Raw genomic sequence first — 20,585 nt, 5'->3', positions numbered from 1 at the left:
GCCTGTTATCCAGCGTTCATTTGGTTCCGTTATGATTTCGAGGCTGGGTCCAGCGTCTAACAATAAAATCAGAACTCTAGGGTGTGTATGGACGAAAACTACATTTCAATTCCTGCGGCAGATGGTTGCCCAAGTCTTCTGACACCGTGGGGCAACGAATTTGCCCTAATGATCGAACGTGGCGTGCAATGCGCTCAGGTTTGGCTTGATACGCCCGGCGAGATTCCACTGTGGTGGGAACTGGCGCAAACACGCAAGACGTTTCCTGTTGGCGACTGTCAAGATGCTTTTGAAGCCGGATTCCTGTTGAGGATTCAGCAGCGGCTTCGAGGCGCATCGCAATAACCTGTCGCTCGCTTTAGAGCGCGATACTCGAATAGATTTCCCTATGTGGGTTCTATGCCTCGCGCTTTATCGATCCGTTCAGCTACCCGGTAAGCCGCTTCCAACTCTGAGCAGCCATTCTCCTGCATCAGTGTCCAACGCTCGGCTTTTTCCTCGGGCTCCGTCATGGCCAGGGCGAGGTAAAGGCTGGGCGGCACGGCCCGGAACAGCGTTTCGAGTTTTTTCGACAGCACGACCCCTTCGGTGTATTTGCCCGGTTCCTTGCTGGCGGAGAGCAACAAGGCTTTCTGTGCCGGCGTGAGCTTCTTGAATCGTGCGATTTCTTCAATCTCCGCGGGCGGCATGTTCAAACAAATCCACCATTCGATCATGTTGAGCATGGTCTGCGCGGCAGTGGGAAAGTCGGCAAGGTTTTGCGTCGCCAGCCAGAACCAAGCGCCGAGCTTGCGCCACATCTTCGTGCCCTTGACCACGAATGGCGCCAGCAGCGGGTTTTTGGTGATGATATGGCCTTCGTCGGTGACCATGATGATTGGCCTCCCCAGGTACTGGTCGCGTTCGGCTAGGTTGTTCACGGTGTTCATCAGGCTGATGTAGCTGATGGACATCTGCGCCTCGTAGCCTTCACGAGCGTAAGTGGCCAGATCGACAATGGTCACATCGCTCTCGGGCCAAGGCGTGCCCTCGCGATCGAACAGTTCACCCTCGAAACCTTGGCAAAAAAGGTCGATGGACTCACCCATTTCCTGGGCACGCTCGCGACGCTTCTCCGGCAGGTGCGGGTCGGCGGCGATGCGCAGCAAGGCGTCGCGCACGCCGCGGGTCAGTACCTGGCGGCCGGCGGCAACACAGGTCTGCGCCGCATCGAGAATGCACTCGCGGATCAAGCTGCGATCGGCTCGACTCAGGCGCGCCTCTTCCTTGGCCTCGCCGCCGGTGATCATCAGGCGGGCGGTGATTTCCAGTTCGCCGAGAACATCGCGCTGGTCTTCGCGACTGGTTACCACCTCATCGTCCAGCTCATCGATAGACAGACTCGCGACCTGATCCTTCTGCTCGACCAGGCGCCAAGCATCGGCGAACGGGGCGAGACTGACCGAGGCGCCAGGTTTCAATTGAACCTTGTTGACCGACAGGCCCTGTGTCGCGAAGTAGTCTCCCTGCAAGCCGAATGAGTTGCCGGCCTCGACGATAAACAGGCGAGGGCGGTACACCGCCATGACCTGCATCAGCAGGGTGACCAGAGTGGCCGACTTGCCGGCGCCAGTGGGGCCGAACAACAGCAGATGACCATTCATGGCTCGGTCCAGGCGTGACAACGGATCAAAACTCAACGGCGAGCCACCACGATTGAACAGGGTGATGCCCGGGTGGCCGGTGCCGGTGGTGCGGCCCCACACCGGAACCAGATTCGCCAGGTGCTGGGCAAACATCAGGCGGGTGTACCAGTTGCGCGTGTCGCGCTCCGGGTTGTAAGCCATCGGTAACCAACGCAGGTAACTGTTGCAGGCGGCGACTTCATCGCCTTCGCGTACCGGTTGTAGGCCCGCACCCAATAGTGCGTTAGCCAGGCTGACCGAGCGCTGGTGCAATTGCTGTTCGTCGTGACCGCGCAGGTAGAACGCCAGGGTGCCGCGGTACAGCTTGTGCCGGCGACCGATGATTGCACGAGCCTCTTCAACATCTTGGCGGGTCTGGGTCGAGGCCAGGTTTTCACCGATGGCTTTGCGCGCCAGTCGGTTCAATTGATCCTCAAGTACATCCTGCGGTTTGACCACCAAGGTTAGACTCATGACTGTACCTTCGGGTAACTGGTCGAACAGTGCATTCACCGCGTCACCTTTGCGGGTTTCTCCGGTGAGTTGACCAATCAAGGGCGCTCGGCGCAGCTTGTCCACCACCATGACCCGATGAGGTTGATCATCGAAAAACCAGAATCCGTGCTGGACATCCGAACGCGGTTCGTTGAAGAACAGCCGCTCGGCGAAGTCATGATCGAAGGGCAGTTCCAGCGACTCGCCGTCGCCCGACTCCGGATAGGTCACGCGCCGGTAGAACTCCTCGGGCGCTTCATCGGTGAGCCTGGGTGCCGGATTGAACCAGGGCACTAACCAGGCATACAGACCTCGGCCATCGACTCGCGTTGTTTGCACCCCGCATGCCTGCAACGAAGCCGCGATACGTTCGCAAGCCTGTTGCAGGGGTTGCACCGGGGTGGGCCCCGTTTCCTCAGCGTCAGACTCGAGCCAGCGATAGATCACCAAGCGCACCCGGCGGTTATTGCCATGCCAGGGCAAGCGCGTCACCACCTTATCCTCAAACAGACCGCCAGGCTTGGCGATGGCCTGCAGATGATGGCGGCTGAGCTCCAAATATGCCTCGGTGAAGACGGTGCCTCGTGCTCTATCTTGGATATAGTCGGTGAACTGGGTCAGGTAGGGGGTGAAGTCGTTGTCGTCTTGGCAGAAAAACTGCGCCACCCAAGGCGCTTGATCCAGCTCGTCAAAGCTGTCCTGCAGGGCATCCTCGAGGGCATCGCGGGCGGCCATCAACCAATCGGGTTCGCGCCCTTCGGTGCCGATGGGCAGTAGCTCGAACACCGCACCCACCGAGCGATTGTCATCCAGCAAAAAAAACTGCTCGGTGTCGAGGTATTCGACCCACGGCAGGTGATCGGTGAAGCTGGGATTGTGCGCATAGAGTGCGGCGTCATCGGCCAAGGTGGCGCGAGGGCGCAATGGGTTGCGCCAGGCTTTCCACGCAGGAGCACGGTTCCGCGAATCGCCGGTACGCACTACAAGTCTTCCTGACGTTCACCCGGCAATGCGTACTGCACCCGTTGGTAGAACGGAAAGACGGTCGAGTAACCGGGGACCGGTGCCTGCTCGGTACCACTCAAGTGCGGATACACATACAGCACCAGATCGGGATTGGGCAGGCGAGGGAACAGGTTGCGGATCTCGTTCGCCGCTGTGCGCGTGTACGGTTGCTGGATAGCCGCGGAGGCATCTGCCTGGGCCAGCGGGCGGCGTAACTGCTGCCGAGCCTCCAGCAGTTGCTGCTGAGTGCCTTGCGAACCAGCACCGTTCCAGATGTCCAGCATGGTTTGCTCGCCATGGGGCAGCAGCGTCTCCTTGTCGGTGGAGCACCCCGCCAGACCCCAGCAGAGCAAACTAATCCAGGTCAGGCAGAGAAGCTTGGTCTTTTTCATGGCGAACGCTCCGGCCCTCGGGCTCATAATCGATGGTGATCTCATGGTCGAGGTGCAGTGCGACCTGTGCGGCGGGTGGCACGTACACGGCCGCAAAGGCCTCGCCATACAGCTTGTTGACCCACTCGCGGATGTCGCTGACTCCACCACTGAGGATTGAATTCAGTGTGCTGTTGCCCGTGCTGTTGGTCACCCCGAGGGTACTGCCACCCGAACTGATCACGCTGCTGTTGTTCTGCTCATCCCCGAGCAGAGCGGCGACACCGGCACCGGCGGCAGTGATCAGGCTCTGGCTGCCTAGGTACTGCTGGGCGTTCGAGCGGCGCTCGCCGGCAATGCACGGGATGCCATACGGATCGGACAGGTAGCCGAGTCCGCCACGGATCTTGTCGGTGTTCGAGCTCTGGGTGGTGGAGGCATTACGGCTGGCGACCGCTTTCGGCTGAGGCACGGTGCGGATGGTGCCATCGGTAAACACAAAGGTGATTGACTCGACCTGTCCGCGTACGCAAGACAGGGTCCAGTCACCGGACGCCGTGCCGCTCATCACGGCCCCCGCGACGTCCGGCAGGTCGATGCCGTTGGCCGTCAGGTTCTCCGGACCGACCAGCACCTTGAAGGGATAAGGGTCATTCACGGTGCCGTCCACCGGGACGCGGCCGATCAGCGCAGTCATGGCGACCGAGCCCATCAGCGTGGCGTTTTCGGGAATGGTGTAGACCGGCTTCGCGCCTTCGGTACGATCAACGGATCGCCTCCGGTCACGCTCACCCTGGGTGACGGTACGTAGCTGTTTCTGGCTGCGATCAATCGCGTTATCTTTCATGCCTTCCAGTGAGTTGAAGGCAGTAGGCAGACTCAGTGCGGGGGAGGTCTTGGTTTTGCCTCGGCCGTCGGTAGGCGGAACATCCGAGGGTTCAATCCACTGCAGCGCATCATCGGCAGAATGCCGCCCTTCGAACTGGGCACCATCGCCCGGCTCAAGCCCCAAGCCGATTGGCATGTCCTTGCCTTTACCGGTCAGCCCCGACAGCTGTCCCTGCAATTGCGTCAGCAGACCGCGAGCCTGACGACTGTCTTGTTCCGCTTTGAGCCGGGCCTCGTTGGCTTGTCGGCGGCCTTCGTCGACCTGCTGAGTCACACTGCCCAGCGCGGTCTGGATACGCGAGTCGACACTGTTTTCCCGCTCGCGCAGATGGTTGTTCTCCGTCTGCAGCGAATCGTTGTGTTTCTTCAAACCGAGCATGTCGCTGCGCATGGCCTTCACTTGGCCGACCAGGGTGGCGACCGTGTCGCGTGGGGTATCGCCCGCAATGCCGAGCGATTTGGCTTGCTCGGCGGATAACTGAAGGTTGCCCTGATCAACTGGGCCCTCTGGAGAGGGCGTGCGGCCACCCGCGACCCAGCTTTTCAGGATGATCAGCACCACGGCCAGCAGCGCAGCCGGTACCAGCCATTTGAGCAAGGCGTTAGCTTTCATCGTCAGCATCTCGCGCAATGGGCGGGAGCAGCACGGCGTGTTCGAGGCCGGCACCGCGGGTAACGAGGTAGGCAATCGTGGTGTCTTCAGCACTGCCGGCCGGCCCGAGAAAAGCATGCTGGAAGGCCGCGGCGAACAGCTTGGCCTGAAGCCGACGCGGATCGAGTTGCACCGTCTCTGGACCACGATTGCGCAACTTCACCGCCGTCACCCAGTAATCACCGAGTCGCCAGGCAGCGATGGGCGTGCTGGACACGTTTTCGGTGGGCAGCAGGGTCGGCAGTTCGGTGCGCAGCCTGAGCGGGATGCGGCGTACACCGGGCAGGGATTCTACGGTGCGCAGCGGCGCGTATAGGCTTTGCGCGGCGTAGCGCGTCAAAGCGACCGGAATCGGTGTACGTTCTGGAACAGGGACGGTGCTAGATTCCGTCTCGGCAGCTTGCTCCTGAGCATTCTTGAGGATACGCACGGGCTCCAGCGGTTGATCGCCAGGCGTGGCCGCGATATCCAGCAGGATGATCTCGCCCGTCGCGACCGATTGCAGCTGCAGGCGGGTCGGTGCAATGGCTTCCGACGCGCGCAGGTACAGCGTGCCTCCGGTTGATTGCACGCGCAGCTTGCCCGTCAGGGTTGAGGGCACGCCGACTCGAACAGCCTCATCGACAAAGATCACTCGTTCCTGATTGATCACCAGTGGGACCGCGAGGGGGAGGCGTTCCCAGTGCATCAGCTCGACGGCCTGCGCTGCAGCTCCCCATAACATCAGTGCGACGGTGAGTCCCAGAGTAAAAATCCGCTTCATGGCTCACCTCCAGGCAGGGAGATTTTATGCGGAGTGCCCTGATAACAGTCCAGTGCCAGCCCCCACTTGTTGCGTTCGGGGTCCAGGTCGAAACGCACCACGCGTAATGGATAACGCACCACCACCCGCTTCACCGGTTCGGCGGCGTAATACTCATCGGCATTAAGGTCGAGCTTGACTAGCCAGCTGTCGCGATCGAGTTGCTTGACCCTGAGTTCCGGATCTTCGCTGTAGCCTCGGCCCAGAATTTCGTAGACCCCACGCACCCGCTGGCGCAGTTCGCCGGCGGCCTTGCGGTACTCATAATCACCGTCGAGGAAGGCCTTGCAGGCGGGTGTCAGGTAGGACTGCAAGCCATAGATGGCGCGGCGATAATCCTGCTCGCCATCCGAAGGCCAGCGGTTGAGTTGGCCAAAGATGTACAGGGCAAAGGCATAGACATTCTCTGGGGGGACATCCCACCACTTACGAGTGCTGCCCGAGCGCAGATCCGGGGGGACATGCACCGTCAGATCGGTCGGTGCCGAGCGCCAGCCATACCAAAGTCCGGCACAGACCAGGGCCAGAATCACTACCGCCAGACGCAGGCTGAAGATGTGGGCCTGTTGGGCATCTACCTTGTTCCGAAATCGGCTCATGGCTGCCACCGGGACAGGGCAGGGCGCAGTCGACGCGAACGGCGAACCGTCCAGGCGCCGGAGTGCAGGATCAGACTTCCGCGACCCAGGCGCCAACGGCTGGCCAGTACCCATTCGAGTTTGCGGTACAACCAGGTCTCGGGCCGGGCCCGTTTGGCCCGACGCAGTAGTGTGCCACCGGCAAACAGCACCACCGCCATGCCTGCGATCATGCTGGTCGGCGCCACGGCAATGGAGGCGGTGGCGATCGCCAGAGGAACGCCCAACAGCAGGCCAATGACGGCGCCGGTGCCGAGCGCTACCCACATCTCATCATTGGTTAAACCACGCAATACGGCGGGATCACGGTTGAGCCGTTCCGGTAGAAAAACCAAGGTGCCGTCGGCAAGGCGTTCGATAGCGTCGTTCATGCCCACCTCACAGAATCGCGGCAGCCTTGGTCAGGAACCAGATGATGATCACCACCAACAGGGCGCCGATTCCAACCACCGCGCCGAGGTCTTTCCAAGTCTTGCGCTGGTTCTGCACGTCGGCATATACAGTCAGGGAATGCCAGGCCACACCGAGAAAAGCGAGCAGGGCGATCAGTAGACCGAGCAGGATGCCGCCGTCGTAGGCGTAGTTTTTGATCGTCTCGATCAACCCGGAACCCTCACCACGTGAAGGAGCCTCCATGGTGGGGAGCTCGGCAAAAGCCAGGCTTGGACCGAGCACCAGGAGCAGACCGATCAAGCGCTGGCTCGCGCGATCCCGTAGGTTGTTTTTCATAGGGGCAAGGCACTTGAGCATGACCGCGATCTCCTGGGTTAGGAAAGGGTGAAGAACATCAGGACTAACAATGCGAGCAGCACGCGCGCGGCGCTGCCGCCAAACGCGCCGAAGCGCACACTGCCTGTCGCCCATCCCCGGTAAGCCGTCCACATCACCCAGGCACACCACAGCAAAGCCAGGACGAGAATCAGGGACAGCCAGAGCGTCGAACTGCTCTGTGCCGAGAAGCCGGAGGCGTTTTGGAACGCTGAGCTCTGAGCGTCAGTCATGCTCATGGCGACGGCTCCGTTAGCGGGGTGTCGAGGCGGTAATCACCGACGAGTTCGGCGGGATCGCGGGGTTGGGCGCGGGAGGGGGATAGATAGCTCCGTACACCTCGGCGAATACGCTGGATGTCTTGGATCAATTGGTGATAATCGAACCGATAGCGCTCTTGTGCATCGGTTGTGTTTGTTAAACTCGCGCGATCAGCAAGACGCTCCGTAATTTCAAGTTGATTTTGGATTAGGCTCATCGCAATTTGCTCATGGCTGGGTGCTGCAATGACACAACCAGATGCTAGGAACAATATGGAAATCAGAGGGCGAGGGATGAAGGGCGTAAGCATGGCGATTGGCTCTGGATTCATACGTGCAGGATTGTAAAAATGACCAGCTAAAGCCGCAGGTAAACTGAGACGGAGGCAATCGCTTTTAGTGGCGATTGACCTTGTCGAGTATTTTGGTTTGTATGGCCTATATCCGCTTTGACGGGAAAGACGAACTGGTGGGGCTACCCTTTCAGTTTTAAACGTGAGCCTGGATTTTTTGGGGAGTGGCTTGATGCAGTGGTTTTATGTATTTATAAAACCGTATTGTTGGGTGTCTTTCATCGCCTCTTACGGCGTGGCGCAGAATCTTGAAGGGATAGGGTGGTTTGGTTATTTTAATAATATATATGAGCCGGGTATACCATACCCGTTGTTGAATCTCAGTCCCGTCGCTGGTATGAAAGCAATCTCATTGTTGTTTTTCATGTCGTTTGTTTTTATGAGTTTGATGTTTGTTAGGGGAGCATTCGTCCTGGGGCGTAGGCCTGGTCTGGCGAGCCTATTAGTCGTATTTTTACCTGGGGTTTTATCCTTAGTCGGTTTTTCTCCGAGTTGGTGGTTGCTCATACCTGAAGAATTTCATTTAGGGGCAGGATACATAGGCGGTTTCTGGAGTAGTGGAATAAATTTTCTGATCGCCTTCGGATTTGGGTGGTCGGCTGTATTGATGCTGGCTAATTGCTTTAAAAGTCCAAAGTTTAAACACGGGTATGACCATTTGTGGTGCATGTTAAGTCTCGTGGGGTGCATGTATTTGGTTGTTGACTCTCAAGCGAAGTCTGATCGGGAGCAAATGTTGGAAACGAATAAACTGCTAGGGGATTACTTGCAGTTTTATAAAGGCCGTTATCAGAGTTTGAAAGAGTACTGTCTGGTTGATGCATCGTTTGCCAAGGACGAAAAGGCGGTCTGTAAATCCGCCGCAAAGGTATTTTCAATACTCTCATTTAACATTGTAGGGGATGAGCCTGAGTTAAGACGATATGGGGATTCCTGGTTGCAATCGTTACCAGAACCCAGTGATATCGCTAGAATAAACACATATTTTTGCTCTCGTGCTGATTTAAATGGAGCGTGTCGTGAAACGCCTTCGCATTTAATGGTAAATAGTCAGGAGTTTGGGCGTAAGGATTACATTCCGCTACCTGATCACAGGGAGCGTGTAGGTAAGCTGTATGACAGGCTGGGGAAGCTGGTTGATAAAGTTAAATTGGCGCATGAGCATGAAAATTTGAAATATTTTCTCTTTTGTATTATTTCTTTTCTTGCGGGAGGTAAGGCAGCAACTGCGTCGCTATCATTAATTGGGGAGGGTAACATGAAGTCCCGCTCTTGGCTGTTAGGTGCGGCGAGATTGATGTATTTTAATTTGTGGTTTTTTTTAAGATTAAGGGGTAGATGAATGGTGGTATTAGACTAGGTTTGCCGCCTCTTTAGCTAAAAGTGATGTGAGCTTTTCGCTTGAGTAATAGTGGTGCTTATTGTTTTAAATGTATTTTTTAAATGTTGTTGCTGTAATCGTCATGACCGCACCAAGCAATACGGCGCAAGGTATAAAAACGGCCATTGGATTGAGCGTGATGGGGAGGGATAGGTAAATGATCCAGGGCACGACCAGTAGCGGCATAACTGCCCGCTTAGCCCTGTGATAGACAAAGCTGCTTTCCCGCCCAGCCCCAAATTTGCGTAGGTCGCGGCGCATTAATCCATCGACAAAACCGGTGAGCGTGGCGAGCAGAAACAAGGGGGTAGCCAGGACCAGAATGAACAGGCGCACCACGAAGGTAAATGTTACATACACCGCCGCCAGCACGAAATCCTCAATGCTCACGTAGAGCTGATTGGTCCAGCCCCAGAAGCTGTTACTCTGGCTCGAGGCGCGCGCCTGCTGGGCAAAATCCGCAAAACCAGTCTTGACCAACCACCACCGATTGAGGAAATCCAGCCACTGGAGAATCATTGGCCCAGGCTGTTGGATGAGAAGTGAAGATTTGAAGCTTTCGCTGAGCCAACCTAACTCACTGGTTAGCATGGCCTGACTATGCCGCCAGCCCTGATCACCCCAGAACAGCAGCAGACCAGCAAACTCAATCAGAATCGAGATCAGCAACGAGGCAATCAGCAAACCGACGATGCGCAGGACTAGGCTGATCGCCGAGATGATCAATCCCGGATGCTGGATCGGTTGAGGCGGCGTGTTCTGGGTGGAAGTCGCCATTGTTCACTCCATTGCGCGTTGCAGAGTTGATGTCGTCACGATCCTTCTGGATTTTCTGATGAGTCAAAACCTGTCGCGGGTGCGAACTACCCCACCTGATCCCAATCGAAGTTTGTTGTTGGGCCGCCACCGCTTGCGCTCCACCATTGCCCCGCCTGCTCGTTGTAGGTGGCTCGCATTCGTTGGGTGAGCTCCTGCAGGTCCTTGGGCATGCCGTCGTCGTTGGAGGGTTTTGGCAATGGCATGCGGACTTTCCAGAGCTGCCCACCGGCCAGAAAGGAGAACATTTGCCCCTTGGGCAAACTGACGATATGCGCTGGCTCGATCAGCGGCACACTGGTGCTGCTGACACGGTCCTGCGAGGACGAGGTGAAGTCCGTGTTGGCCTCAGGATCGGAGGTGTCAGTGGCACCCGACACCAGGGTCTTGGTCAGCACGTTAACCCTGGGCAACTGCTGTGTGAGCAGTTCCGCGGTGGCGGTTTCGCGTACGCGGAGCATCTGCAGAGTATTGAAGTTACCGATGACCTGACCGGCCTTGGCGCGGTTGCCGATGCGCGCTTCGATATCGCTGAGGGTCTGGGTGTAGGCGGTTACCTGGATGCCAGCGCCGCCACCCTTATTGATCAGCGGGATGAACTCATCACCCATCAACTCGTTGAACTCATCGGCGTGGAGGTTGATCGGCAACTTGTCGTTGCTGTTGTTCGATGCGGGCAGGCCATGGTCAATGCCATGTTTGTAGATGTGCCCCGCGACCGAGACCAAGTCGGCGAACATGGAGTTGCCCACAGCGGCGGCAACCTCTGCGTCGGTCAGCGCATCCAGACCGACGTAGACGATGCCGCGTTTTCGGATGATCTGCATCCAGTCGAAGATCGGTCGCGGGTCATCTAGGTCGGTGTAGTTGGGGGCCAGTAACTGGGCGGTCTTGCCGGTGGTGAGTTTCTCCAGCAGCGGCAGTAGCGAGGCAACGATTTTGTCGAAGTAAGTACGGTCATACCGCACCGCTGAGCGCAGTCCGTCCATTACTGGATCGAATACCCGCTTCACCGCCAGGTACTGCTCGATGGCCACCACACGCTTTTCGCGCCCGATCATATGCCGGGGGATGTTCTTCTCGGTGAGCTTGCCTTCAAGCTGAACGATCACCTCCCACGCCTTCGGGTCGGTCTTGGCGAAAAACTGCTGGGCGTACTCGATGAACAGTGCGTCGATGTTGACCACATGCCGTTGGATTTGCAGGTAGTCCGGACGCCGGCCCAACTCGATCAAAGCCCGGGCAATGATGTTGACGAAGCGCCACGCGAACTCACGGAAGGCCGCAGAGTTACCTTCACCGCTAAGCTGTCCGGCGATGCGTGACGCCACTTCCGAGATACGACCGAAACGTCCCACGGCATTGTAGCGGGCCGAGATTTCTGGCCAGCCCAGATGGAAGACATAAAACTCCTTCTCCCTCCCGGCGCGTTTGGCTTCGACGTACATGCGTTTGAGCAGGTCGGCATCACCCTTCGGATCGAAGACGATCACCACCTCATGCTCGACGCGGTGAATGTCCTGGGTGATGTACACCTCGGCGAGCCGCGTCTTGCCGACGCGGGTAGTGCCCAGCACCAGTGTGTGTCCGACCCGTTCGCCCAGCGGCAGGCTGACCTCCGTTTCGTCGGGCTCGACCCCATGCAACAGTGGCGAACCTCCGACCGGGGGCAAAGGACGCAATGGATTGAAGGCACTGTCCCAGGCCGTGACACGGACCAATGTCGAGAGCGGAAACGGTGCATGCTCCAGGCGCCGTTCGAGTCCACGGGCCAGGCGGTAACAGGTCGGTTGGTCGACATAGTGAGCGACCGCCGGATCCTGGGCTTCGACCAGGCGCTGGGTGTGCAGGCGGGTCCAGCGAAAGCCGCGGCCCATGAACAAACGTTTACGGCTGACCGGAATCTGCCGACTGGTCAGCTCGTAGCGGGGCAGCCGACGAATATTGCGTCGATAACGCAGCACCTCCCAGGCTTGTCGCAGCCGGATAAGGCCGAACAGGGCATAGGCCAGCGCCGCAACCAGACCGATCTCCGGTGACAGGGCCACAGCCCAGGGCGAGTACACGCACAACACTGCGGCAGCGATACAGATTGCTACGGTATACAGCTCCACCGCTGGCCGGAGCTTGGACTCCATCGCATGCTCGGCCATGACCTGACTCACTGTTCCAATGAGGTTGCAGTGATCAAGACGGGATAGTGCTCAATCTGCAGGCGGGTGGCGATGTCGTTGCCGTTGACCGGCAAGATAGTGATGTCCGGAGCGGCTGCTCGAATCCGGGCCAGGGCTTCATTATCGGCCACTTCGACGGCGAGGCCGGCCGCTCCCATTTCGTGCAGTTCAGCCGCGCGTTGACGCAGCCAAGTCAGCGACTGGGGATCGCCGCCCACCAGAAAACAGGGTTGCAGGCCGGGCATTTTCAGGGAACGAGGCGTGACCGGGCCGGGGCTCAGCCGGGAACTACTAATCGGCAGTATCCAGGCCACATCGGCAAAGTTGGACAGGTCCGCATGCACGGGCCGATCAGCCTGAACTCTGTTATTTATCGGCACGCCCACGGCTGGAAAATCGGGTTGTGTGAAGTCGCTAGGCTGATCCCCAGCTACGGTCAGTTCCGGCTGGGCGAAAGGTGCCAAGAGCAGGATGAAATAGCAGGTAAGGGATATTCGCTTCATGGTGGTGTGCCCTGTTTGAAGGAGGCCATCAGTCGTTCAAGTTGCCGGGAAAAGCCTGCACGGTAACGCGCGGCTGGCGTTCCTCCTGCCGGGCGGTGATAGCGGCCGGCAGCTGACACCCAATCACCGGTAGCGGCGTGATGCTCCTGCAACAGCGCGGCGGTTGCAGCGAGATTTCGGTAGGGGTCGAGGGCTTCGCAGGGACTGGAAAAACGTTGACCGTGGTAACCCAGGTTGGTTTGCCCGAGACCGACATCGACCCGCGTGGCGTCATGTTGGGCGAGTGCCTGAAGTAAGGCGTGACAGGCGGTCTGGCGAGTGGCGAAGCGGTAGGGTGTTCCGGCGATGTTCAGGGTCCAGGGCCAGGGCAGCAGTCGATCACGGACGCGGATACCACTCTCCTGCAGCGCAATCGCGAACAGCACCGTAGAAGGGATGCCGGCGTCATGCGCCGCCAGTTGATAGGCCGGAGGCGGAAGTTCGTCAGCCTGGACGGCGAGCATCGTCAGCATGAGCGCAATACCACTCAGTCGAGGCGTTGCCATTGTCCATTCACCTGTTGGTAAGTGGCGGGCAATGGCCCCAAGGCCCCCAGGCTGAACCAGCGACCACGGTCATGGTTCAGGGTGATCTGCCGGCGTTGAACCTTGGCCGGATCGATGTCCGCTTGCCGAGCCCAGCGACGGACGCGTTCATCCTCGCCTTGGCTGCCCACCAAGTAGATATCGAACGTCGTGTCACTGTTTTGCAAACGTTGTGCTTCAGCGGTGCATGCAGGACAGTGGTCCTCCACAAACAGGGCTGGGCGCGGCGCGACCGATGAGCTGGTAGGGGACGAAGATGCCATGCCTTGGATCGGCAGCAGCCCGGGAAACAGCTTGGTCCAGGCCGCGGTGTAAGCGTTTTGGTAGGCCAATTCACGCTCGGCGCGTTTGGCTTCCAGTGCTACCTGTAATTCGGCATAGCGCTGGCGTTCTTCGTCGGTCTGGGCCTCGACCCCGAGTGCGGTCAACGGATCGAGGTTCGGGCTCCAGAAACCGCGCGGGCCGGCTTGGATCTGTTCGAAACGCGTCCACTCCTGCTCGGTCAGACCCCAACTCACCGCCTGTTCAGAGTGAGAGCGCCCCAAGGGCGCGACCTGCGTGTTCTGGTTCCGTGACGGTGTCGTGATGGGGTTAGCCATCGCAGCGCCGGTGGTTAGTAGCGAAACAAGACAGGCGACGGAGGGCAGTAACGCTTTGTTCATGATCGCTTCTCAAGGGAGGTGCACGGTCTGGTCTGGCTGAGCGGCCACCGCGAAGATGGCTGAGTTCGGCTCCAGTACTTTTAGGTGCCAGGCGCCGAACTGCTCACCGCTATGCAGCAGCCGGATCTCCATGAGCGAGCGACTGTCAGGAGGTGCGACCGCCAGAAAGCGCTCACCCCCACGGGACTCAAACCCCAACACTGAGAACGGCGGTGAGAGCGGGAGGTACTTGGAGCGAGCCTTCTGTTTCGGCTTGGTCGCGGAAGACGTCGGTGGTGGGAGTGATGGCTGGGTCTTGATGTCCAGGAACTGCTGCTCGACCTGTTCAAGACGCGCGCGTAGCACTGTCAGGTCTGCCACGGTGGCACGGGCCGCCAGGCCATCGCGCAGTTCCTGTATCTCTTGCGCCCACTGATCCAGCATCGGATCGAGGGTATTGGCCTGTTGCTCACCGGAATCGACCATTTGCTTTAGGTCTTTCAGCGCGTACTGCAGTTTTTCCTGGGCGTCCTTGAGGGCGCTTGAATCATGTTGCAGGGTGTCCAAAGTGTGTAGGTACTGAGTGTTCGTGCTCTGTAGCTCGGCCATGCGCTGATACTGGTTATACAAACCACCGCTCAGCCCGGCGACCGCCAGGCAAAGTAAGCCAACAATGAGGGTTTGAAACGTTGAGGCTTTCATGGACGTGCCTCCAACTGATGGGGCGAGACGGGTGTGGTCAGCGTGACGCCGGCATCAGCTTTCTGCTGTTCGAAGCAGACCGAACGGCTGATTTCATCAGTCGTGAGTTGCCAGGCGGGGCCAGCCAGCACTTGTAGCGCGCGGCGCAAAGGGATTGGCCCAAGCCGGTAGTGGGCCGCGGGCAGGGGCCGAGTAAAGAGCACCCTCACCGACGCGGAAACTGGACAGAGCGAATAGCCCGAGCGCTGCAATACGTACTGCAACGCATCCTGCACCGAGGGGCTCAGGCTGGACGAGATGTTCACTTCAATGATTTGGGCAAGAAGATCGCGTTGTCCCGTGGTGGGCTCGGTGCTGACCAGCGTGTAGCGGCCATAACGAAGTTCTGCCGGATGGTTTTCTTCGGCTGTGCCCCTCGAGTGCTGGGCCCGATTGGAGCCACTGCCGATTTCTAGATGAGTCGGCATTGGGGTGGGGATTTGCGCGGTGCAGGCGCTCAACAAACCCAGCAGGCAGACAGGCGTGAAAAAACGCTCCATGGAAAAAAACCTCATGTCAGATTCAGTGCAGAACCTGACATGAGGTGAAGGAGCGATTCAGTGAGAAAGTCGATTCAAGGCAGGTCGTGTTAACGCTGAACACGTTGCTATTCGTCAAAAATGGCGAGCCCATCCAAGACGGCAGCGTCGGGGTCGAAGATCAACAATCGCACATCCGCCAATGCCGCGAGGTACAGTACGTTGACCAAGGCTTCCGGTGTGCCTGCGTCGAGTTGCTCTTGTCTCAAGCTCGAATAACGATTGCCCTCAATGTTCAGCAAGTTCTCGTCCGTCCATGGCGTGCCGATCAGTTTGCAACCGATACCGCAGCAATCTGGCAGCGTAAAAAGCTCGAACAAGAGGCCGGTATGCCGCGGAGCGAAGTTACTGACCCACTCTTCCAGATAAAGCATCGCTTCTTCGGGAAGGTGTGCGGTACTGATTTCCCAGGCTCGACTGTAGTGTCCCGTTTCGAAGCTCAAGCGATGGACCATGGCTTGTGCCTCTTCCAGGGAGTACAGGTCACCGAGGTGATGCCGCACGTTGAGCATTTCGCCCATCACGGGGTAGATTACTTGGCGCACCAACCCGGTGGACTGGCAGCATTCATCCAAATCTTCCGGAATGGATTGGCCTTCGCTGATCAAGGCGAAATCGTCATTGAACAGACAGACGAACAGTTGCAGCTCATTGTCGGGCAGATGGGCTTGTGAGTCGTGCACGGGTCGAAAGCAGGGAGGGCAGTCGTTTTCGTAGGTAATCAGTAGCAGCCGTTCGATATGAAGGTTGTCGTAACCGCGAGCAAATGGGTTTGAGGCCGTCAGTTGGGCTGGGGCTTGGTGTGTGGGGTTCATGAGGGTTCTCCAGAATGAAAATGAACAAGGCGTCCGAAGACGCCTGTGAAGGTTAAAGCCAGCCATATTCGGCAAGGGAGAGAGGACGACCTTCACCCACGATGAAGTGATCTAGTACGCGCACTTCGATCAAGGCCAAGGCCTCCTTCAGCCGTGCGGTCAAGACGCGATCCGCCTGGCTGGGCTCCGTACACCCTGAGGGGTGGTTGTGAACAAAAATGGCGGCCGCAGCGTTATGCGCGAGGGAACGCTTAACGACTTGGCGGGGGTAAACGCTGGCGCCATCAATGCTGCCGTGAAAGAGGACTTCGAACGCCAACACCCGGTGCTTGGCGTCGAGAAAGATCACACCGAAGACTTCATGCTCTTGTTGCGCAAGATGCAGTTTTAGGTAAGCAGCTACGGTGTCAGGGGCGGTCAGGATAGGGCCGCGGGTGAACAGCCGACGATCCAGAATATGCAGCGCTTCGTCGATCAGCTGATTTTCTTGGACAATGCGATCAGCCTCGAAATCCGAAGTCTCGATCAGTGTGAGTTGGGTGCTCATGGTGGTACCTCCGAAGGGAACAATCAGGGGTACACGCCCGAGGGCAGTGGTGTCCCCGAGGTGGGTGTGGAGTCGCGGGCGTTAGCAGATGGCGCGCTGTTTACAGCCGCGTGAATCGGTGGCGTTGGCCGTGTAGGTGTGAACCACAACCGTCGCAGGGCAATGGGGAGAAGGCTTTTATTCCCCGACCGGTTTCGGGATCGAAGTCGGCACTGATTGGCATTAACCAAACCAGTTCACGATGGATGCCGGCGATGCGTTTCTCGATTTCATCCGTCGTGTAGTAGAGCGATAACGTGCTGTAGTCCTCGTAAGCAGTCGCGAACAGGCAGTCGTCGCAAAGCCAGAAGGATTCCATGTTGACTCTCCTGTGCGGATTGAAGGAAAGGCGCTCGATTGAGCGCCTTGATGTAAAACATCGTGGATTGTTCAGGCGGACTGAACAGTACGCGTGGCGACACGGCGGGCCGTGCGGAGAGTGGGTGGAGATTCAGGTTCAATCCTGGACTCTGTTGGGTTGTCGATATCTTCAGCTTCGGCATCAGCCGACGTTGGGGAGGACTCACTGTTTGGCGCTTGCTCAGCAGGTGCTGTTGCTTCCTGCCTGGCGGGCGCTTTGTACTCGAACGTGCCGTTGACCTTGATCCAGTCGATGAACAACAAACGACCTTTCAAACTGGCGCCCGGTTGACCCTGCTTAGCGCCTTTCTCGTAGAGAAACGGATCGATCCACAGGTCGCCGATACGGAACGACAGCAAGACCTTTTTCTCGGCGTTGACGGCGTCCATATAGAGACGAATCAAGCGTTCAGCTTCACCCCCAGCGACTTTGCAGTCGAAGCGGGTGTACTCCACGGCATCAGTAGCACCGTGCAACGCGGCGATATCGCAGGCCATGAAAGGTTGGCCGCGGCGGACTTGCACTTCACGAACACGGTTTAGGTAGCCGATACCGACGGTGTGCAGGTTGAAGTAAGTGGTCGCTTCTTGGGAGTGGTTGGCGTGGGCCATGGTGGTTCTCCTGTTTCAAGGGAAAACGGCGACTCACAGCCCCTGACGGGGAAGTGAGCCCCCGTCAGGGTGGGTAAGGTGAAGGCGAGCAATGAACGACTCGCCACCGGCAAGCCGATGACGATCAGAACGATGCGTCTGGGGGAATAGCAGTGCAGCAGAGGAGCGTCTGCGGTGGTGATCCGCAGGCATGGAGTAGTCGGCATTCATCACCGCTGAAGCGGTAATCGTGCAAGCTTCCGAACGCTGATTGCACTTGGGTAAACCACCACAAGCGTGGCGTAGCCTTGAAGGTTCAAGCTACCTGGGCTGGGCTGTCAATGACAGCGAACCACGCCCTTTGTATAAGCCTGTCACAGGGGAGCGTCAAGACGCCGCAAGCCGATTTTTTATGGCCGGAATACATTGGAAATTACTGGACTGAAGAAAGTGAAGAGTGGGCCTGGCTGGGTGCCAGGCGAAGAATAGAAAAGCCACCTTAGGCGGTCTGACGCAGTCGACAAGCGCCTCGCAACACTTGGTTGAACTGCGCCATGATCCGCCAACCGACCCTTGTCGTGGCCTGGGTCGGTACCTGCTGGCACGCATCCGCGCACAAAGGGTGCCCAGTGTTTCCCCGGCGGGCTCCGGGACTGAATACGATCGCCGAAGCGGATGACCGCTGTTGCCGGGTAAAGGCAGCAGTGGTCATCCGCCACCACAATCAGGTCGAGCAAAAAACGGGAATGAAATTCCGCAGAAGAGAAGGCTCCGAACTCGAAGAGTTCGACCGAGCTACCCGGAGCAAATCGGTCTTGGGTCGCCGTTGGCGATGATCCTAAGGTACTACAGCAGAGAGGGTGGGACGACGTCAAGGCAGAGAACGCACCATTCTCATGGTGATCGTCCCATGGAACATCATGAGCGACGCGTATCTTTACTGATCGACACAGTGCCCTTGCAATCCGGATAGCGGGAGCATGACCAGAACGGCCCTGATTTGCCCTTTCGTTTGAGCATTGAGGCGTTGCACATGGGGCAGCCTGGGCTCGTTTCGAGCGCTATTGCCAAAGTGAGCGAGCGGCAGTTTGCGACCAGCTGCGCAATCCAGTTCGCCTGCTTGGCAACGAACGCATCCAGGGTCAGGCGTCCCGCTTCGATTTCGTCCAGCGCCTGTTCCCAGATTGCGGTCATACCCGGATCTGCGACTGCTGCCGGTACCGCCTCGATCAGGGTATGGGCCGCGGCGGTGGCCATCAAGGCGCGTTTTTTCTTCAGTAAATAACCGCGATCAATCAACCCTTTGATAATGCCGGCTCGCGTGGCTTCAGTACCGATACCGGTGGTGTCCCGAAGTTTCTGTTTCAGGCGTGGGTCGTTGACCAGCTTGGCGACGTTTTTCATCGCCTTGATCAGATCGCCCTCGGTGAGAGGTTTGGGAGCTGCGGTGCGCATGGATTTGAGTTCGACGTCGTCCACTGCGCACTGCGTGCCTTGTTGCAAGGCGGGCAATACTTGCGACTTTTGACTGGGCTCATCCGCCTCCGCAGCGTCGTAGAGCAAGTCTTTCCAGCCCTGAATCAGGATCTGTTTGCCAACAGCCATCAATCGTTCTCCGCCACACTCCAGTTCGACCTGGGTTCGATCAAACTCATGATGCGGCAGAAATTGCACGAGGTAGTGGCTACGAATCAGTTCGTAGACTTGGCGCTCTTGTTCGGACATCCGCGCCAGGTTTGCGGGCTCGGTGGTGGGAATGATGCCGTGGTGCGCGGTGACCTTGGCATCGTTCCATACGCGGGAGCGCAATGATCGATCGAGGCTCCCGAATGCAGGTCTGAGTGCCGAATCCGTTTTGAGCAGGGCGTCGAATACTGCGGGTGCCTCGTTGAACATACTCTCTGGCAAATAGCGGCAATCGCTGCGCGGGTAGGTGGTGGCTTTGTGGGTTTCATACAGGGCTTGGGCGATGTTCAGGGTTTCCTGGACGCCGAGCCCCAGCTTACGCGAGCAGACTTCCTGCAACGTGCTCAGGTCGAAGGGCAGGGGCGGCGGTTCTCGGGAATGCTCAGTCTGCAGCGAGAGTACTGTGGCGGTCTTACCGCAAGAGATCGCTTGGATCGTTTGACTGGCAAGCGCCTGCTGCAGGCAACGACCGGCCTCATCTCGTCCTAACCTTGGTGGTTGCCACGACGCAATGAATTGTTGGCCCGTTGAGGACAGGTGCACATCCACTTCCCAGTAGGGTACCGAGACGAAGCTGGCAATCGCACGATCCCGATCGACCACTAGGCGTAAAGTGGGTGTCTGTACGCGTCCAACCGACAGCACTCCGTCGTAGCCTGCCCGCCGACCGAGGAGGGTAAACAAGCGACTCAGGTTCATGCCGATCAGCCAGTCAGCACGGCTGCGGGCGAGGGCTGAGTGATAGAGCGGGAGGGTCTCCTGACCAGACTTCAGCGAGGACAATGCTTTGCGAATCGACGCCTCATTGAGGGCGGACAACCAGAGGCGCTGAACGGGGCCTCGATACCTGCAGAGTTCCAGCAGTTCGCGGGCGATCATTTCACCTTCGCGATCGGCGTCGGTCGCGATGACAACACTTGAGGCTTCACTCAGCAGGCGTTTGATGATTTTGAACTGCGCGGCGGTCTTGGGTTTGACCTCGACCTGCCACTGCACGGGAGTGATCGGTAGATGATCCAGCGACCAGGATTTGTACTGAGCACCATAAGCTTCAGGTGGGGCCGTCTCCAGCAGGTGACCGATACACCAGGTGACGGTTGAGTCGGTGCCGATCAGGCAACCGTCACCACGCCGGCTGGCTCCGAGCACCTTGGCGATGTCACGACCCTGGGACGGTTTCTCGCAGAGGAAGAGACGCATAGAACTGCTCCGGATTGGGTTCGGAGCAGCGTTGTTCGAAGTAGCAGGGGCGAGATATGAGAAACCTGAATG

The 20,585-nt window shown here is 58.2% G+C and carries 23 protein-coding genes; 2 read left to right on the top strand and 21 right to left on the bottom strand.

All coding sequences use genetic code 11. The features are described 5' to 3' along the window. Window positions 1-87 precede the first annotated feature (87 nt). The gene (locus tag BLU48_RS15630) at window positions 88-345 is read left to right on the top strand and encodes a LasR-specific antiactivator QslA (RefSeq protein WP_082636668.1); all 258 of its coding nucleotides are present in this window, start codon (window positions 88-90) and stop codon (window positions 343-345) included. A 41-nt stretch (window positions 346-386) separates the two neighbouring features. Here BLU48_RS15630 and BLU48_RS15625 read toward each other — a convergent pair whose 3' ends face one another. The 9 genes from BLU48_RS15625 to BLU48_RS15585 are packed head-to-tail and all read right to left on the bottom strand — an operon-like array spanning window position 387 to window position 7,854. Continuing rightward, window positions 387-3,140, bottom strand: a complete 2,754-nt coding sequence (locus BLU48_RS15625) for a conjugative transfer ATPase (protein ID WP_057023629.1) — start codon at window positions 3,138-3,140, stop codon at window positions 387-389. Then, on the bottom strand, window positions 3,140-3,556 hold the full coding sequence (locus tag BLU48_RS15620; protein WP_057023630.1) for a TIGR03751 family conjugal transfer lipoprotein: 417 nt from the start codon (window positions 3,554-3,556) through the stop codon (window positions 3,140-3,142). The genes BLU48_RS15625 and BLU48_RS15620 overlap by 1 nt, the downstream gene beginning before the upstream one ends. Next, on the bottom strand, window positions 3,519-5,036 hold the full coding sequence (locus tag BLU48_RS15615) for a TIGR03752 family integrating conjugative element protein (RefSeq protein ID WP_057023782.1): 1,518 nt from the start codon (window positions 5,034-5,036) through the stop codon (window positions 3,519-3,521). Before BLU48_RS15615 ends, BLU48_RS15620 begins: the two co-directional genes overlap by 38 nt. Then, a complete protein-coding gene (locus tag BLU48_RS15610; protein WP_057023631.1) occupies window positions 5,026-5,838 on the bottom strand; it encodes a TIGR03749 family integrating conjugative element protein in 813 nt (270 codons plus the stop codon). The genes BLU48_RS15615 and BLU48_RS15610 overlap by 11 nt, the downstream gene beginning before the upstream one ends. Further along, the gene (locus BLU48_RS15605; protein WP_057023632.1) at window positions 5,835-6,476 is read right to left on the bottom strand and encodes a PFL_4703 family integrating conjugative element protein; all 642 of its coding nucleotides are present in this window, start codon (window positions 6,474-6,476) and stop codon (window positions 5,835-5,837) included. Before BLU48_RS15605 ends, BLU48_RS15610 begins: the two co-directional genes overlap by 4 nt. Further along, entirely contained in the window at window positions 6,473-6,886 is a 414-nt protein-coding gene (locus BLU48_RS15600) for a TIGR03750 family conjugal transfer protein (protein ID WP_057023633.1), read from the bottom strand. Before BLU48_RS15600 ends, BLU48_RS15605 begins: the two co-directional genes overlap by 4 nt. Window positions 6,887-6,893: 7 nt before the next feature. Next, window positions 6,894-7,265, bottom strand: coding sequence for a TIGR03745 family integrating conjugative element membrane protein (locus BLU48_RS15595; protein ID WP_057023634.1), 372 nt, complete (start codon window positions 7,263-7,265; stop codon window positions 6,894-6,896). Between the two features lie 17 nt (window positions 7,266-7,282). Further along, the gene (locus BLU48_RS15590; protein WP_057023635.1) at window positions 7,283-7,522 is read right to left on the bottom strand and encodes a TIGR03758 family integrating conjugative element protein; all 240 of its coding nucleotides are present in this window, start codon (window positions 7,520-7,522) and stop codon (window positions 7,283-7,285) included. Then, window positions 7,519-7,854 (bottom strand): integrative conjugative element protein, RAQPRD family, encoded by a 336-nt coding sequence (locus BLU48_RS15585; RefSeq protein ID WP_082636669.1) that lies wholly within the window; start codon window positions 7,852-7,854, stop codon window positions 7,519-7,521. Before BLU48_RS15585 ends, BLU48_RS15590 begins: the two co-directional genes overlap by 4 nt. A 214-nt stretch (window positions 7,855-8,068) precedes the next feature. On the opposite strand from BLU48_RS15585, the gene BLU48_RS15580 reads away from it, so the two are divergent. Then, the gene (locus tag BLU48_RS15580) at window positions 8,069-9,238 is read left to right on the top strand and encodes a hypothetical protein (protein WP_057023636.1); all 1,170 of its coding nucleotides are present in this window, start codon (window positions 8,069-8,071) and stop codon (window positions 9,236-9,238) included. Between the two features lie 84 nt (window positions 9,239-9,322). Here BLU48_RS15580 and BLU48_RS15575 read toward each other — a convergent pair whose 3' ends face one another. The 12 genes from BLU48_RS15575 to BLU48_RS15520 all read right to left on the bottom strand — a co-directional run bounded on the left by BLU48_RS15575 (window position 9,323) and on the right by BLU48_RS15520 (window position 20,513). Beyond that, window positions 9,323-10,054, bottom strand: coding sequence for a TIGR03747 family integrating conjugative element membrane protein (locus BLU48_RS15575; RefSeq protein WP_057023637.1), 732 nt, complete (start codon window positions 10,052-10,054; stop codon window positions 9,323-9,325). 86 nt (window positions 10,055-10,140) lie between these two features. Then, complete coding sequence (gene traD, locus BLU48_RS15570) at window positions 10,141-12,246, bottom strand: type IV conjugative transfer system coupling protein TraD (RefSeq protein WP_057023638.1); 2,106 nt, start codon at window positions 12,244-12,246, stop codon at window positions 10,141-10,143. An 8-nt stretch (window positions 12,247-12,254) separates the two neighbouring features. Then, entirely contained in the window at window positions 12,255-12,770 is a 516-nt protein-coding gene (locus tag BLU48_RS15565) for an integrating conjugative element protein (RefSeq protein ID WP_057023639.1), read from the bottom strand. Beyond that, a complete protein-coding gene (locus BLU48_RS15560) occupies window positions 12,767-13,315 on the bottom strand; it encodes a lysozyme family protein (protein ID WP_057023640.1) in 549 nt (182 codons plus the stop codon). Before BLU48_RS15560 ends, BLU48_RS15565 begins: the two co-directional genes overlap by 4 nt. Beyond that, window positions 13,297-14,016, bottom strand: a complete 720-nt coding sequence (locus BLU48_RS15555) for a TIGR03759 family integrating conjugative element protein (protein ID WP_057023641.1) — start codon at window positions 14,014-14,016, stop codon at window positions 13,297-13,299. Before BLU48_RS15555 ends, BLU48_RS15560 begins: the two co-directional genes overlap by 19 nt. Window positions 14,017-14,025: 9 nt before the next feature. Next, window positions 14,026-14,697, bottom strand: a complete 672-nt coding sequence (locus BLU48_RS15550) for a tropomyosin (RefSeq protein ID WP_057023642.1) — start codon at window positions 14,695-14,697, stop codon at window positions 14,026-14,028. Continuing rightward, window positions 14,694-15,236 (bottom strand): PFGI-1 class ICE element type IV pilus protein PilL2, encoded by a 543-nt coding sequence (gene pilL2, locus BLU48_RS15545; protein ID WP_057023643.1) that lies wholly within the window; start codon window positions 15,234-15,236, stop codon window positions 14,694-14,696. Before pilL2 ends, BLU48_RS15550 begins: the two co-directional genes overlap by 4 nt. 107 nt (window positions 15,237-15,343) lie before the next feature. Next, a complete protein-coding gene (locus BLU48_RS15540; RefSeq protein ID WP_057023644.1) occupies window positions 15,344-16,090 on the bottom strand; it encodes a DUF5983 family protein in 747 nt (248 codons plus the stop codon). A 52-nt stretch (window positions 16,091-16,142) separates the two neighbouring features. Further along, window positions 16,143-16,637, bottom strand: a complete 495-nt coding sequence (gene radC / locus BLU48_RS15535) for a RadC family protein (protein ID WP_057023645.1) — start codon at window positions 16,635-16,637, stop codon at window positions 16,143-16,145. A gap of 100 nt (window positions 16,638-16,737) precedes the next feature. Further along, entirely contained in the window at window positions 16,738-16,995 is a 258-nt protein-coding gene (locus BLU48_RS15530) for a hypothetical protein (protein ID WP_057023646.1), read from the bottom strand. Window positions 16,996-17,066: 71 nt separating this feature from the next. Further along, window positions 17,067-17,648: an STY4534 family ICE replication protein gene (locus BLU48_RS15525; protein ID WP_057023647.1), complete on the bottom strand. Its 582-nt coding sequence runs from the start codon at window positions 17,646-17,648 to the stop codon at window positions 17,067-17,069. Window positions 17,649-18,545: 897 nt separating this feature from the next. After that, window positions 18,546-20,513, bottom strand: coding sequence for a DNA topoisomerase III (locus tag BLU48_RS15520; RefSeq protein ID WP_057023648.1), 1,968 nt, complete (start codon window positions 20,511-20,513; stop codon window positions 18,546-18,548). Between the last annotated feature and the right edge of the window lie 72 nt (window positions 20,514-20,585).

Source organism: Pseudomonas synxantha (genome assembly GCF_900105675.1).
Taxonomy (GTDB): Bacteria; Pseudomonadota; Gammaproteobacteria; order Pseudomonadales; family Pseudomonadaceae; genus Aquipseudomonas; species Aquipseudomonas synxantha.
The sequence above is the reverse complement of the archived record's forward strand: the minus strand, read 5'-3'. Positions and strand labels throughout refer to the sequence as shown.

What these genes read in the sequence shown, in the direction of transcription:
- BLU48_RS15575 (WP_057023637.1), bottom strand. Translation starts at nt 10,054, where the DNA reads ATGGCGACTTCCACCCAGAACACGCCGCCTCAACCGATCCAGCATCCG.
- BLU48_RS15555 (WP_057023641.1), bottom strand. Translation starts at nt 14,016, where the DNA reads ATGAACAAAGCGTTACTGCCCTCCGTCGCCTGTCTTGTTTCGCTACTA.
- BLU48_RS15585 (WP_082636669.1), bottom strand. Translation starts at nt 7,854, where the DNA reads ATGCTTACGCCCTTCATCCCTCGCCCTCTGATTTCCATATTGTTCCTA.
- BLU48_RS15590 (WP_057023635.1), bottom strand. Translation starts at nt 7,522, where the DNA reads ATGAGCATGACTGACGCTCAGAGCTCAGCGTTCCAAAACGCCTCCGGC.
- traD (WP_057023638.1), bottom strand. Translation starts at nt 12,246, where the DNA reads ATGGCCGAGCATGCGATGGAGTCCAAGCTCCGGCCAGCGGTGGAGCTG.
- pilL2 (WP_057023643.1), bottom strand. Translation starts at nt 15,236, where the DNA reads ATGGAGCGTTTTTTCACGCCTGTCTGCCTGCTGGGTTTGTTGAGCGCC.
- BLU48_RS15630 (WP_082636668.1), top strand. Translation starts at nt 88, where the DNA reads ATGGACGAAAACTACATTTCAATTCCTGCGGCAGATGGTTGCCCAAGT.
- BLU48_RS15595 (WP_057023634.1), bottom strand. Translation starts at nt 7,265, where the DNA reads ATGCTCAAGTGCCTTGCCCCTATGAAAAACAACCTACGGGATCGCGCG.
- BLU48_RS15550 (WP_057023642.1), bottom strand. Translation starts at nt 14,697, where the DNA reads ATGAAAGCCTCAACGTTTCAAACCCTCATTGTTGGCTTACTTTGCCTG.
- BLU48_RS15530 (WP_057023646.1), bottom strand. Translation starts at nt 16,995, where the DNA reads ATGGAATCCTTCTGGCTTTGCGACGACTGCCTGTTCGCGACTGCTTAC.
- BLU48_RS15565 (WP_057023639.1), bottom strand. Translation starts at nt 12,770, where the DNA reads ATGAAGCGAATATCCCTTACCTGCTATTTCATCCTGCTCTTGGCACCT.
- BLU48_RS15605 (WP_057023632.1), bottom strand. Translation starts at nt 6,476, where the DNA reads ATGAGCCGATTTCGGAACAAGGTAGATGCCCAACAGGCCCACATCTTC.
- BLU48_RS15600 (WP_057023633.1), bottom strand. Translation starts at nt 6,886, where the DNA reads ATGAACGACGCTATCGAACGCCTTGCCGACGGCACCTTGGTTTTTCTA.
- BLU48_RS15615 (WP_057023782.1), bottom strand. Translation starts at nt 5,036, where the DNA reads ATGAAAGCTAACGCCTTGCTCAAATGGCTGGTACCGGCTGCGCTGCTG.
- BLU48_RS15525 (WP_057023647.1), bottom strand. Translation starts at nt 17,648, where the DNA reads ATGGCCCACGCCAACCACTCCCAAGAAGCGACCACTTACTTCAACCTG.
- BLU48_RS15560 (WP_057023640.1), bottom strand. Translation starts at nt 13,315, where the DNA reads ATGGCAACGCCTCGACTGAGTGGTATTGCGCTCATGCTGACGATGCTC.
- BLU48_RS15610 (WP_057023631.1), bottom strand. Translation starts at nt 5,838, where the DNA reads ATGAAGCGGATTTTTACTCTGGGACTCACCGTCGCACTGATGTTATGG.
- BLU48_RS15620 (WP_057023630.1), bottom strand. Translation starts at nt 3,556, where the DNA reads ATGAAAAAGACCAAGCTTCTCTGCCTGACCTGGATTAGTTTGCTCTGC.
- BLU48_RS15580 (WP_057023636.1), top strand. Translation starts at nt 8,069, where the DNA reads ATGCAGTGGTTTTATGTATTTATAAAACCGTATTGTTGGGTGTCTTTC.
- BLU48_RS15520 (WP_057023648.1), bottom strand. Translation starts at nt 20,513, where the DNA reads ATGCGTCTCTTCCTCTGCGAGAAACCGTCCCAGGGTCGTGACATCGCC.
- BLU48_RS15540 (WP_057023644.1), bottom strand. Translation starts at nt 16,090, where the DNA reads ATGAACCCCACACACCAAGCCCCAGCCCAACTGACGGCCTCAAACCCA.
- radC (WP_057023645.1), bottom strand. Translation starts at nt 16,637, where the DNA reads ATGAGCACCCAACTCACACTGATCGAGACTTCGGATTTCGAGGCTGAT.